Here is a 12,087-nt window from a genome sequence, read left to right as displayed (position 1 = left end):
TGCAGCACGACCGCTGCGGCCGGCTTCGCGTAAAGTAGGTTCCCATATGAAAAGCGCTGTTATTGCTCCTATGTTGTCCGAACCCACATACTTGGCGGCTCGCATGGTTGCTCCGATGGTTGAAGCCCATTTTGCCCGGCATCGGGCGGCGGCTACGGCTCAGGAAGAACCACATTTAGCTTCGCCCCCCGAATCGTACTTAGTAGAAGCAGTTATTGATGCGGCTTTCTGGGCTAGTCTGCGCCGCGAGGAAGGGCACCCGCCCAAAATCTCGCTGGCCTTGCTGCCGCCCGATGAGGCGCCGCAACCGCTGTTGTTTGGGCAGCGGCGCCGGCTTACGCCCTACAACTTGCTCAAGCTAGCTCCTGCCGTCGAGCAGCCCGGCATTCACCTGGGCGTGTGGCACGACGAGGAAGGGCTGTACGTGTGGGGCACTACCACCAATATTCCGCCCCTGTGCTTTGTGCTGGAAGTGGTAGAGCCTGGCTTGCTGGTGATTAAGCACCGCCGCGCCGATGGCTTCGGTAAGTTCGTCAACGTCGCTATTCTGCGCGGCGACCAGTTGCAAGTCGTTGACGCCGATAATGCTGCCGTCGGCGACTGCCCCGCGCTGCAAGCCTTTCTGCCCGAGAGCGGTCTGCTCACCAAAAGCGGCGAAACCAACACGGTGCTGGTGGAGCTGGCTACGGCCATGCGCGCCCACGGTCGGGGCGGGCTGGTACTGGTGGTGCCGCCCGGCTCCAATAGCTGGCAAGACTCTATCGTTCAGCCGATGATCTACCCCGTGGTACCGGCCTACGCCGGCATCGCCGAGATGCAGCAGCAAGACCAGGCCAAGCGCAAGTGGCAGGATAAACTGCTCCACACGATTGGCCTAGTCGGGGGCTTTACTGCCGTAGATGGCGCCACGGTCATCACCCAGGACTACGACCTGCTGGCCTTTGGCGTGAAAGTCACCCGCGCCGAGGCTGGCACGCCCGTCGATAAAATGGTGATGACGGAGCCAGTGCTGGGAAGCGCGGCCGTACACATGCACCCCGCCCAAAACGGCGGTACCCGCCACCTGGCCGCCGCCCAGTTCGTGCACGATCAGCGCGACTCCATTGCCTTGGTTGCCTCCCAGGATGGCTACTTCACCGTCTTCGCCTGGTCGACCAAAATGCAGATGGTACACGCCCACCGCATCGACGTGCTGCTCCTGTAAAGGCCTGGTTTGCAAAAGCTAGGTGCCAAACCTAGGTTAAGGCCAGTGCCCACAAACGCAAAGAGGCGGCAGCTCCCCGGAGCTGCTGCCTCTTTCAATATAAGTAGAGAGTAGAGGGTTAAGCCTCTAGCTTTACATTGAAGGCACTCGGACCTTTCGGGCCCATCTCTACCTCAAAGTTTACTTTATCGTTCTCCTTGATCGGGCTCACCAGCTTGTTGACGTGCACAAAGATGCTCTCCTGGCTCTGCGAATCCTTGATGAAGCCATACCCTTTGGATTCGTTGAAGAACGTCACCGTTCCTTTCCGGATTGGGTCTTCCTGCTCCATATCCTCCTGCTTCTGGGTCACAATCCGGATGTCGTCCGCATTGATTTCCTTTTTCTTCTTCGGATCTGGCGGCGTTGCCGAGATGTTGCCATTCTCGTCCACGTAGGCCAGCATTTCGTCTAAGCTCTGGCCTTTTTTGGCATTGGCTTGGCGCTCTTCCTTCTTGTCGGCCTTATCGTTCCGCTTTTTTAACCGTTTCTTCTCGTTTTCCTTCTTGCCGAAGGTGGCTTGTGATCTGCCCATGCTTTTTCTTAAGGGGTATGTAAGGCACCCGGTGGTACCTGGATTTGAGGCGGGTGTATAGTTAAAAACAGATGCTACAGCACTATAGTTCACGCCGTAGCAGCCGCGCATATTAGCCGAGCTCTTGCTGCTCAGCGCCAGAAAAGAAGGACGGTGCGTCGTCAACCTCTTCTCGTTCAGGAAGAGCAAAGTTAGCAACTTCCTGTACCATTCCCGGCGGCAGATCGTGCAGGTGGATAGCGCCCACGCGTACGCGCACCAGCCGCAGGGTCGGAAAACCCGCGGCCGCCGTCATTTTGCGGATCTGCCGGTTCTTTCCTTCCGTTAAAGTTACGGAAATCCAGCTGGTAGGGCCATGCCGGTCGTCGCGTATTTTCTTGGTGCGCGGCGCAAACCCAGGTGCCGTCTCTAGCCGGAAAGCCGTGCAAGGGTTGGTCTGGTATTTCACGTCCCGAATACCGATTTCCACGCCTTGCCGAAGCTGCTCCAGCGCTTCGTCCGTTATCAGCCCGTCAATCTGTACGTAGTATTCCTTTTCAATGTGCTTGCTGCGAACCTGTTCGCTCACGCGGCCATCGGTGGTCAGCAGCAGCAGGCCCTCGCTGTGTTCATCCAGCCGGCCGATGGCCATGGTGCCCTCCGGAAAGTCGTACAGCTCGCCCAGAAGCTTCTTCTTTTTCAGCTCGCACACAAACTGGCTGAGGTAGCCAAACGGCTTATGAATGAGGAAGTGGCGGTGCGTCATACAGAAGGAGTGGGCCTAGGTTGTCAGAAGCCAGGCACTGGTTAAAACCTAGCTTTCTCGACAGCGCTAAGCTGAAAACGCAGCGAAGCTACGAAAAGCGGCCGCCGCTTTTTGCGGTGCTAGCCTTTATTGCCTTCTTCGTGCATGAGACATCTGTTGGGCGCTACTGGTTTGCTATTGTGCTTGTTGCTGCCACGAGCGCTACCGGCGCAAGCCAAACTCACCCCGCAGCAATACCGCGCAGACTTCGATTTCTTCTGGGAAGTGGTGCGGGACAACTACGCCTACTTCGACAAAAAGCAGACGGATTGGAACAAAGCCCGCCAGCTCTACCAGCCTCAGGCCGACACCATCAGCTCCCGGCGAGCTATGGTGCGGCTGCTGGAAAATATGTTCGTGGAGCTTTACGACAACCACGCTTCCCTGTCGACCAACCGCTTCGACTCGCAGCGGCTGGTGCCATCGGGCAGCGACTTGTACGCGGAGTTTAGCGCCGATGGCCGGGCCGTAGTGCTCGATGTGCGTCAGCACCTAGGTGCCGAAAAAGTAGGTATTCGGCCAGGAATGGAAATTGTGTCTATCAACGACGTGCCGGTGGCACAGGCCATTCAGCCGTTTATCGGCAAGAGCCTCCGGCGCATTGATGCCGGCGTGCGGAACTACGCCTTGAATGCGGCGCTGGCCGGCAAGCATAATGTGCCGCGCAAGCTGACGGTGAAAGCTGCCGGTACGGTCAAGGAGTACTTGCCCGATCAGCCGATGATGTTGCAAGAAGATGTGCGCTACAACGGCCTGGTCGAGACGCGGCTACTCGGGAAAGTGGGTTATGTCAAAATCAATAACTCGCTGTCCAATAACGGCTTGATTCAAGCTTTCGACAGCGCGCTTACCCGTATGCAGCAAACCAGCGCCCTGATGCTGGATCTGCGCGACACCCCCAACGGCGGCAACACGACCGTGGCGCGCGCCATCTTAGGTCGCTTTATCACGAAGGAACAAGCGTACCAGGAGCACGAGCTGGTGGCCGAGGAAAGAAGCTACGGCGTGAAACGCAAGTGGCGGGAGTTAGTGTCGCCGCGACCTAAGCCGTATGAGCGGCCGGTGGCTGTGCTCGTAAACCATTGGACGGCCAGCATGGGCGAGGGCATCACCATTGCCTTCGATGCCATGCAGCGCGCGACTGTAGTGGGCACCAAGCTGGCTAAGCTGAACGGCGCGATTTATTCCTACAAGTTGCCCAACTCTGGCATCGGCTTCAGCCTGCCCGCCGAAAAGCTGTATCACCTGAACGGCACGCTGCGAGAAAATTACCGCCCCAGAATGTTTATCGACCTAGGTAAAGCCAACGCCGCCTCCGGCCCGGATGTGATTCTGGACACGGCGCTACGCTTGCTCCGATAACACCTAGGTTGGTTAGGCTGGCTGCGCGTCTTTGGCATCCTTAATACTAACCGCGTACGCCATGGCGAGCGTATCGACTTCGTACCGGATGCTGCGCATTTCCGTGTCCTTCGGGGCCGTAAAATCAACGTAATACCGCTCGCCGGTAAGCTTGCCACAAGCCCGGATGCGGAAGCTGGGCATGTGCGTTTTGAAGCGCTTGCGGATCACGCCCTGCAAGCCTTTGTTCTCGGGCGGGACAGTTGAAAACACGACGCGCACAACGGTGCCTGCGCAAAGCAAGTTGTTTGAAGATGAGTCGATTAATGTAAGCATACGACCAAAAGCGGGCCGCTGATCAGGTTAGCCTGTGAGCGGCGCGAATAAAGATTCTGATAGTTCTTTTCCGGTTCAGATAAAGGAGCATGCAAAAAGCAGGCTCAAAATGCCGGGAGCGGAGAATCGTATATTCCTTTAAGATCAAACCTGGGTTCTTACCGGTTGGTATTATCCGGCAAAGGCAGCGCGGCCGGCGTGCTTTCGACAACCGGCGTCTTCGGCAGACAATTGGTGTAGATGCGTTCCAGGCTCTGCCGCATTTGGGCTAGGTCGGTTTCGGCTAGGCCTGCCAGCGCAACGGCACGGTTGCTGAGCACCACCGGCTGCACGGCGGCCAGCACCTCGTGGCCGAGCGTCGAAACGCGCAGGCGCATGCGCCGCCCATCCTGCGGCAGCGGCTCGGCTTTCAGCAAACCCCGCTTGAGCAGCAGGGCAATAATGCGCGCCACCGACGCCTGATCTTTGAACACGCGCTCTGCCATTTCGGCCTGCGTCAGGTCGTCGTGCTCCTCAATCACGCGCAGCACCAGCCACTGATCCACGGTGATGTCAATACCGGCGCGGTCGATGTTGCCCTGGGCAAACTTGCGGTATTGCCGGATGGCGCGGTCGAGGGAGTAAAAAAGTATTTCTGAAAGCATGAGGGCGAAGGTAAGAACAGCAGCATTAGGTTCCTGAAGCTCAACCATAAAGCTATGAGCGGAACATGCGGCCGAGCAGCCTCTCAGGAACGAAAACGACTGCTTAGCGCAGCAAAGCGCGCACTTCCGCTAAGCGGGCTTGTTTATTGGCCTCGCCGCGGGCAGTGGCGGTGGCCGTCCAGTAGTGATGCGCGCTCAAAAACTTAACCTGGCCTTCGTTCCAGGTTTGGTCGTCTACTACCGAGCCGTGCGCCTCCAGCTCGGTGCGCAAGGTGTGGCTGATGGGCCAGAAATCCTCCGACCGACCTAGGTAGTCGAGGTCGGCGTCGCAGAGGATCTTGGCCAGCAGCAAGTCGCCGGGGCTTTGGGGTAGGCGCGTGGCCATGATGAGGCTGCAAATCAGCTCAATCTGCGCCGGCGAGTAGTCCATGCCGGGCAACACGCGGCGCGCCAGCTCGCAGCCGGCCGCCTCGTGACCTTGGTAAGTAGTCAGAAAGCCAGCGTCGTGGTAGTGCGCGGCCGTGCGCAGCAGGGCTAGGTCTTCCAGATCAGTGATGCCTTCGCCTTCCGCCAACAACTGCGCCTGGGCTACCACGTCGAGCGTATGGTGCAGACCGTGGTAGTGGAGGGTAGGCGAGAGGTGCTCACGCAGCTCCCGCAGCACGTACGTTTCGGCGCGGTGACAGTCCATGGCAGGCAGCGGGGAGAGTAGGATGCTCTATATTAAAAGGAAAATTCGATACTGTGCGCTGATTGGGCGCCTATCTTGCAGTTCTATTAAGCCGCTAGACATTCCTTTTTTCTCTGGCATGACATTACTTGAACGCTGGCAGCAGCTGGTTGGCATCCGTCCTGAGGAAGGGCGCACGGTCGGGCTGTTCTTTCTGCATAACTTTCTGCTGGGCATCGGGACCATTCTGGTGTACGTGTCGGCCAACGTGATTCTGCTCGAAAACAACCCCGAGCGGAACTTGCCCCTGGCGTATGGCGTGGCCGCGCTGGCCATGATGGGTGCCAGCAAAATCTACGGGCACTACGAGCATCATTTGCCGCTGCAAAGCTTGGCTGTGCGGGTACTGCTATCGGTGGTGGTGGTCACGGGCGTGCTGGGCGTGCTCATCACCCTAGGTCATTCGGTGGCAGCGGCCGTGGCTATTATGGCGGGCTACCGCGTTATTTATCTGCTTACTAATCTGGAGTTTTGGGGCGTCTCGGCGGTGGTGTTCGATGTGCGCCAGGGTCGTCGATTGTTCAGCGTTATCAGCTCCGGCGACATGCCCGCTAAAGCCTTGGGTGCCGTGCTGGCCATTCTGATTCACCACCACTCGGATCTGTTGTGGCTGTTGCTCACGGCCTTCGCAGCCTACCTAGGTGCCCTGCTGACCTTGCGGGCTACCGGCCGCCTGCACGACGTAGAAGTGAAGGCGGCAGCCCGCGCCGCTCGCACGCAAGCCGTGGCGCCGGGCTTGCGCAAGTGGTTCGGTGATAGTCAGTTGGTGCTGACCTTGTGCTTGAGCCTGACCGCCATTGCCGCCGTCACGACGGGCGTGGAATACTCCTTCTTTGTGAATGTGAAGCACAAGTTTCACGACCAGGCCAGCGTGATGAGGTACGTGGGCAGCGTGCTGGTGCTCACGTATTTGCTGGCGTCGCTTTTCAAGCTGCTGTTTTCGCACGCCGTCATGAATAAGCTCGGCATCCGCTGGATGCTGATTGCGTTGCCCATTGTGGTGCTGGCCAGCTTGCTGCTGTTCGGTGGCTTGTGGGTGGAGCAGGTCAGGGAAAGTACCTTGCTGCTTTACTTCTGTGGCCTTTATCTATTGCTGGAAGTGCTGCGCCGCGCCATCTTCGACCCCGTGTTTCTGGTGCTGTTTCAGCCTTTATCGGCACCGGAGCGCTTGCAGGCGCACACGTTGGTGAAGGGCTTTTACGAGCCGCTCGGTATGGCGCTGGCCGGCGGGCTGCTCTTTGGCCTGCACTTTTTTCCGGCGCTTAGCCAATGGGCACCATTTGCCTGGATGGCGCTATTTATGGCCGGTGCCGTTTACTTTTTGCACCGCACCTATGGTCATTACCTCACCGAGCTGCAACACGCCCTGAGTCGCCGCTTCACGAATCATGATGAAGCTAGCACACCTAGCCAAGGCTGGGCAGAAGTATCGGGCAACAAACAAAACGACGCAACGGCGAAGCCTTCTATCGGGCCAGATGTCAAGCAGCTTATCGAGGCACTAACTGATAAGAAGCGGCGCCACATCGCGGCTGAGCAGCTAGTGCAGCTAGGTCAGACTGCTGTGCCTGAGTTGGCGGCTGTGCTGCAAACCAACTCCGATGATGCTTTGGTGCGGCGCATAGCCAGAGTTTGCGGTGAGATTCGGGTGCCCGCTAGTCGGCAGGCCCTGGTGAAGCTGGCGCAGCAACCTAGCCTCACGCGGCGGGAGGTTGCCCTGCGGGCGTTGCGCAGCTTCGAGCCCGATGTCGCTGACGCACCGCTGTTTGAAGACTTGGTGCTAGCCGAAATGCAGCTGGCTCAGGTGCTCCTGCATGGTCAGGCAGATACCGCCGACCTAGGTCTCCACCGTGCCCTCGACTACGAGCTGACCAAAGTACAGCAGCGACTATTTGGCTTGCTGTTTCAGCTGTATTCTCCCCAAACAATTGCCGACGTTCAGCGCGGGGTGGCGCACGCCGCCCGCGAACGGCAGGCCAACGCCCTGGAGATGCTGGACAACGTCATTGCCCGTCCCATCTACCTAGGTCTCCAAACGTTGTTGGAAGTAATGCCTATCCGGGAGAAAGTCCGCGTATTCGATCGGTTGATAACTTCGAACCTAGCTGCCGAACCCATTGTAAATACCATCATCCGGTGCGGCGAAACCACCTTTTCCGACTGGACCATCAGCGTGGCGCTGCGTCAGTGGCAGCCCATAGCTTCGCTCGCAAAGGAGCTTTTGCCGCACCTAGGTAGTACCAATATTCTCGTTCAGGAAAGCGCATTTGAGGTGCTGGACCAAGTGGCCGAACGTCGGCCTGCGCTTTATCAATCCTTGCTTGCCGCTCACCCCACTCTTACGTCTTTGCGCATGAGCCACCACGCCACCACTTCCCACATCGCCGCTATCGAGCGCGTCGCCGTTCTGAAAAATACTGCCCTTTTCGCTACTACGCCCGAAAACGTGCTCAGCAGCATTGTGCCCATCATGAAAGAAGTGACCTTTCATGATGAGGAGCAGATATTTGCCAAAGGCGACCTAGGTACCTCGCTGTTTATTGTTTATGAGGGAGAAGTCAGGATTTTCAACGGCGCGCAGCAGCTGGCAACGTTCTGCAAAGGCGACTTCTTCGGCGAGCTAGCTTTGCTCGACGCGGAGCCGCGTTCCGCCACTGCCGTGACGAAAGGCAACGTCGTTGCCTTTCGCCTCGATCAGGAGGACTTCTACGATGTGATGGAAGAGCGCAGCGAAGTGCTGCGCAACATCATGCGGGTGCTATGCCAACGCCTGCGCCGGCAGAACGAAATGGTGAGATAGTGAGGTGGTGAGTCTACCTAGGTCTAATTGCCGAAAAGTAAACTCACTACCTCGCCACCTCACCTCACGCTACTACCTCATACGTCATCACAGGTAAGGTCTTATTCTTCAGTGTTGCTTCGCCAACCGGGTTGCACTGAAACGACTCTTTTACGCGCTGATAAATGGCCTCAGTGATGATAATCTGACCCGGCTTGGCCGCCGATTGCAGACGTTGACTCACGTTCACGTTATCACCTATTACGGTGTAATCCAAGCGCTTGAGCGACGCTGAGCCGATATTGCCCGACACCATCTCGCCCGTGTTGATGCCGATGCTGACCTCTGGCCGATAGAGCTTGCCATTCGGTAGTGTATCCTCGTTGGCCTGTATCACATTGCGCACCGATAGCGCCGCGTCGATGGCGCGGTCGAGGTGGTAATCGCCGCGGAATACGGCCATTACCGCGTCGCCCATGAACTTGTCGATGTAGCCGCCCTGCGCAATCACCTCCTGCACCATCTGGTCGAAGTACTTGTTGAGCAATCCCACCACGTCGCCGGGCGGCAGTACTTCGGAAAGAGCTGTGAAGCCGCAAATGTCCATGAAAACGACCGTGGCTTCCACCAATTCGCTTACCATCAGCTTGTTCTCGAAGCCCGGTTGCCCCATCACGTTTAGCACTGTTTCATCGACGTACATCTTCAGGATGTTGTTTTCCTGGATGGCTCGTAGTGTTTCTCGGAGCTGCTGCACATGCGAGGCAGTTTTGTCCATTGTCAGCTCTAGGTCACTGAAATCCACGGGCTTAAACACGAAGTCGAAGGCCCCGCGGTTCATGGCCGTGCGAATGTTCTGCATATCGCCGTAGGCCGAAACCATCACCGTTTTGATCACCGGATTAGCTTCTGGTAGCTTGCTGAGCAGCGTCAGCCCATCCATCACCGGCATGTTGATGTCGCTCAGTACGATATCTAAGTCTGGTGTTTCCTGCACACGAGTCAGGGCTTCTTGGCCGTTGCTGGCAAACAGGAACTCGTATACGTTCTCGCGAATCTTGCGCCGAAACTTCTGTTTGATGAGCAACTCTAGGTCCGCTTCATCGTCTACCACCAGAATCTTAGTTTTCATGATTTTCCAGGGAGATGAGTTTCGTTTTCAGCGCGGCAAAGTCTACAGGTTTGGTTAAGAAGTCGCTGGCACCCAATTGCATTGCTTGCAGGCGACTGGTCTCGTCACCATAAGCCGTGATCATCATCACCTGAAGCGACGGAATAGCAGGTGGTGCCGGGTACTCTTGCCGGATATGGCGCAGCAACTCCAAACCGCTCATGCCCGGCATGTTGATATCGGAGAGAATCAGCACAACTTCGGAGGCATGTTCGTGCAGGTAGGCCAGCGCCTCTTCGCCCGAATACGCAAAGGAAAAAGAGAATTCTCCGCTGCGAATCTCCCTTCGGAAGCGCTGCTCAAAAAGCACGCGTACGTCCATTTCGTCGTCAACTACCAGTATTTTCATTGTCAGCGAAGATAATAATGGGTAGGCAAAATAGAACCTAGGCGGGCAAGCTAACGATAAAGTCGGTGCCTTTGCCTTCCTGGCTTTCCACCGCCAGCGTGCCGTTATGAGCCTTCGTGACAATGTCATAGCTCAACGATAAGCCTAGGCCGGTGCCTTCGCCCGAAGGCTTTGTAGTGAAAAATGGTTGAAAGATCTTCTGGCGCACTGCCTCCGGAATGCCCGTGCCATTGTCGCGCACATAGATTTTTATCTGGCTGTTTTCGCGTTTGGTGCTCACCGTCACGGTGGGTTGATAGTCAGGCTCCCCTTGCTTTTGCCGTTGCTGTACAGCATAAAAAGCATTCGAGAACAGGTTCAGCAGCACCCGACCTAGGTCTTGCGGCAGCACTTCTATCTGGCCTACCTTCTCATCGAAGCTCGTACTAAGTGTAGCATTAAATGTTTTGTCTTTGGCGCGTAACCCATGATAAGCCAAGCGCAAGTACTCGTCGGCCAAGTCGTTCAGATCCGTGGCTTGTCGCTCGCCAGTGCTGGCGCGGCTATGTTGTAGCATTCCCTTCACGATGCTGGCAGCCCGCTGGCCGTGTTGGTTGATCTTCGCCTGATTATGACTCAGATCATTTAGAATCTCAAGCATATATTCCTTGTCTGCCTCCGCTAAACCTAGCTTATCCACCTCCTCACGCAACTCCTGACACAACTCCACACTCACCTCAGCGAAGTTGTTAACGAAGTTCAGCGGATTCTGAATCTCGTGAGCAATACCAGCCGTCAGCTCACCTAGGCTCGCCATCTTTTCCGCCTGAATCAGCTGTGCTTGAGTGGTGCGCAGTTCCGTAAGCGTCGATTGTAGTGCCTTCGCTTGTTGGGTCAATGCTGCTGTGCGCTCGGCTACCATACGCTCTAGCTCTGTATTCTGAGCAGCTATTTGCTGTTTGGCTTTCTCCTCTTCCTCTCGCAAAAGCTGCTCTTTAGCAAGAGTTTTCTTCTGATTTCGAGCAATCCAGATGAAAGAAAAAAGCCAAATCCATCCAAACACACGCCACGACTCGAAGAAATCGTCGAAGTACTTCAACAGACCACTATTCAGAAGCCGCAAAATGGTTGTAACAGCTAGGTGAAGTGTATAAGGTGCTACTGCCGTCAGAATAGTGCGTGCTGGCCGGTAATCGCGTAGCCTTACCAGCACTAGTATAATCATCACCAGTGCACAGCTCCAGAAAATGTTGACCAGCACGTCTGTATTAATGCCAAAGACCACCAGAATCAAGCTCACTATAGAACCGGGTACCCAGATACTATTAATGAATGTATTCCAGCGAGGCAAACGTGTGGGCAAGTCAAAAAACCGTTGCATAATCTTAGCAAGGAACACGCTGAACAGAATGTTAAAAATCAGCGCGCCTACTATAGCGCTTGCTTTGATAGCAGGTAGAAAATCTGTATCCATGGATGAGGAGCCGCTTGGGACCATCAGTAAGCTCGTTGGTACCTAGTTAGAAACATGCTTGCAGAGTTACAATAAACACAACAGATTCCCACTTACTCCTTATACCTGCAATGAAAGGTGCGCTAAGGCATCGGTTAAGACTTGATCATTCCACTAGATTCTGCTATTAATGCTACGCTAGCGTGCTTAAGTCTTGACAGATACAATGCTCAGTGATATACTAGAAAGGATATAGTAACTCATGCACGCTAGCAGCTAAAGTGCTTAGAAGCTAGCGCATAGTTCTTATTTCCCTCAGAGTTCATTCTTTGCTTAATAGAAAAAAGGCGTCGCTAAAAAAAACAGGAGGTAGGTATTGCGAATATGAAAAGGCTTTGTACTTTTGCAGCCCCCTTCAGCCGGAAGGGCGCACGAGTTACCGAGTTAAGAAAAATATTTTTGCTCTCTGCTTGTTTTTAGAAAAGAAGCTGCTATCTTTGCACTCCCAAAACGAACCAAGGCTTCAATCGGAAGCTAATTAGAGTAGCCGCGGGAACAAAAGTGTGCCTTGCTACAGTTTCGCAACGGGTGCTGCTGAGCAGGCAAAGAGGTAGTGAATACATGGGCTAGCGTGCTAGCCCCCACGTTCATCTGATTGGGATGAGCAGACGTTCTTTGAGTGATTGGAAAAGACAAATTGGTAAGGTGCTGTGCCTGCTTCGGCGGTACAGCGCACATAGCGT

General features: G+C 55.6%; 11 protein-coding genes. 3 read left to right on the top strand and 8 right to left on the bottom strand.

Annotation, left to right across the window (positions count from 1 at the left end; all coding sequences use genetic code 11):
* The first annotated feature begins 70 nt into the window (after positions 1 to 70).
* The gene (locus IEX74_RS04425) at positions 71 to 1,204 is read left to right on the top strand and encodes a putative sensor domain DACNV-containing protein (RefSeq protein WP_188811423.1); all 1,134 of its coding nucleotides are present in this window, start codon (positions 71 to 73) and stop codon (positions 1,202 to 1,204) included.
* A 118-nt stretch (positions 1,205 to 1,322) separates the two neighbouring features.
* Here IEX74_RS04425 and IEX74_RS04420 read toward each other — a convergent pair whose 3' ends face one another.
* Positions 1,323 to 1,778 (bottom strand): cold-shock protein, encoded by a 456-nt coding sequence (locus tag IEX74_RS04420; protein ID WP_188811421.1) that lies wholly within the window; start codon positions 1,776 to 1,778, stop codon positions 1,323 to 1,325.
* A 112-nt stretch (positions 1,779 to 1,890) separates the two neighbouring features.
* Positions 1,891 to 2,523, bottom strand: a complete 633-nt coding sequence (locus IEX74_RS04415) for a pseudouridine synthase (RefSeq protein ID WP_188811419.1) — start codon at positions 2,521 to 2,523, stop codon at positions 1,891 to 1,893.
* A 144-nt stretch (positions 2,524 to 2,667) separates the two neighbouring features.
* Here IEX74_RS04415 and IEX74_RS04410 point away from each other — a divergent pair, with 144 nt between their 5' ends.
* Positions 2,668 to 3,924, top strand: coding sequence for a S41 family peptidase (locus tag IEX74_RS04410; RefSeq protein ID WP_188811417.1), 1,257 nt, complete (start codon positions 2,668 to 2,670; stop codon positions 3,922 to 3,924).
* A 12-nt stretch (positions 3,925 to 3,936) separates the two neighbouring features.
* On the opposite strand, the gene IEX74_RS04405 is transcribed toward IEX74_RS04410, so the two are convergent.
* The 3 genes from IEX74_RS04405 to IEX74_RS04395 all read right to left on the bottom strand — a co-directional run bounded on the left by IEX74_RS04405 (position 3,937) and on the right by IEX74_RS04395 (position 5,574).
* Positions 3,937 to 4,239 carry a hypothetical protein gene (locus tag IEX74_RS04405; protein WP_188811415.1) on the bottom strand — a complete coding sequence of 101 codons (303 nt, stop codon included), beginning with the start codon at positions 4,237 to 4,239 and terminating at the stop codon, positions 3,937 to 3,939.
* Positions 4,240 to 4,397: 158 nt separating this feature from the next.
* On the bottom strand, positions 4,398 to 4,883 hold the full coding sequence (locus tag IEX74_RS04400) for a MarR family winged helix-turn-helix transcriptional regulator (protein WP_188811413.1): 486 nt from the start codon (positions 4,881 to 4,883) through the stop codon (positions 4,398 to 4,400).
* Between the two features lie 103 nt (positions 4,884 to 4,986).
* Entirely contained in the window at positions 4,987 to 5,574 is a 588-nt protein-coding gene (locus tag IEX74_RS04395) for an HD domain-containing protein (protein ID WP_188811411.1), read from the bottom strand.
* A gap of 118 nt (positions 5,575 to 5,692) precedes the next feature.
* Here IEX74_RS04395 and IEX74_RS04390 point away from each other — a divergent pair, with 118 nt between their 5' ends.
* Positions 5,693 to 8,413, top strand: a complete 2,721-nt coding sequence (locus IEX74_RS04390; RefSeq protein WP_188811409.1) for a cyclic nucleotide-binding domain-containing protein — start codon at positions 5,693 to 5,695, stop codon at positions 8,411 to 8,413.
* 64 nt (positions 8,414 to 8,477) lie between these two features.
* Here IEX74_RS04390 and IEX74_RS04385 read toward each other — a convergent pair whose 3' ends face one another.
* The 3 genes from IEX74_RS04385 to IEX74_RS04375 are packed head-to-tail and all read right to left on the bottom strand — an operon-like array spanning position 8,478 to position 11,191.
* Complete coding sequence (locus IEX74_RS04385; RefSeq protein WP_188811407.1) at positions 8,478 to 9,524, bottom strand: adenylate/guanylate cyclase domain-containing protein; 1,047 nt, start codon at positions 9,522 to 9,524, stop codon at positions 8,478 to 8,480.
* The gene (locus IEX74_RS04380) at positions 9,514 to 9,912 is read right to left on the bottom strand and encodes a response regulator (RefSeq protein ID WP_188811405.1); all 399 of its coding nucleotides are present in this window, start codon (positions 9,910 to 9,912) and stop codon (positions 9,514 to 9,516) included. Before IEX74_RS04380 ends, IEX74_RS04385 begins: the two co-directional genes overlap by 11 nt.
* Positions 9,913 to 9,949: 37 nt before the next feature.
* Positions 9,950 to 11,191, bottom strand: a complete 1,242-nt coding sequence (locus tag IEX74_RS04375) for a sensor histidine kinase (protein ID WP_229755116.1) — start codon at positions 11,189 to 11,191, stop codon at positions 9,950 to 9,952.
* Positions 11,192 to 12,087: the final 896 nt, after the last annotated feature.

Origin of the sequence: Hymenobacter cavernae (assembly GCF_014641455.1) — a bacterium.
GTDB lineage: Bacteria > Bacteroidota > Bacteroidia > Cytophagales > Hymenobacteraceae > Hymenobacter > Hymenobacter cavernae.
This window is presented reverse-complemented; position numbering and strand designations above follow the sequence as displayed.

What these genes read in the sequence shown, in the direction of transcription:
- IEX74_RS04405 (WP_188811415.1), bottom strand. Translation starts at nt 4,239, where the DNA reads ATGCTTACATTAATCGACTCATCTTCAAACAACTTGCTTTGCGCAGGC.
- IEX74_RS04415 (WP_188811419.1), bottom strand. Translation starts at nt 2,523, where the DNA reads ATGACGCACCGCCACTTCCTCATTCATAAGCCGTTTGGCTACCTCAGC.
- IEX74_RS04425 (WP_188811423.1), top strand. Translation starts at nt 71, where the DNA reads ATGTTGTCCGAACCCACATACTTGGCGGCTCGCATGGTTGCTCCGATG.
- IEX74_RS04410 (WP_188811417.1), top strand. Translation starts at nt 2,668, where the DNA reads ATGAGACATCTGTTGGGCGCTACTGGTTTGCTATTGTGCTTGTTGCTG.
- IEX74_RS04390 (WP_188811409.1), top strand. Translation starts at nt 5,693, where the DNA reads ATGACATTACTTGAACGCTGGCAGCAGCTGGTTGGCATCCGTCCTGAG.
- IEX74_RS04420 (WP_188811421.1), bottom strand. Translation starts at nt 1,778, where the DNA reads ATGGGCAGATCACAAGCCACCTTCGGCAAGAAGGAAAACGAGAAGAAA.
- IEX74_RS04385 (WP_188811407.1), bottom strand. Translation starts at nt 9,524, where the DNA reads ATGAAAACTAAGATTCTGGTGGTAGACGATGAAGCGGACCTAGAGTTG.
- IEX74_RS04395 (WP_188811411.1), bottom strand. Translation starts at nt 5,574, where the DNA reads ATGGACTGTCACCGCGCCGAAACGTACGTGCTGCGGGAGCTGCGTGAG.
- IEX74_RS04380 (WP_188811405.1), bottom strand. Translation starts at nt 9,912, where the DNA reads ATGAAAATACTGGTAGTTGACGACGAAATGGACGTACGCGTGCTTTTT.
- IEX74_RS04400 (WP_188811413.1), bottom strand. Translation starts at nt 4,883, where the DNA reads ATGCTTTCAGAAATACTTTTTTACTCCCTCGACCGCGCCATCCGGCAA.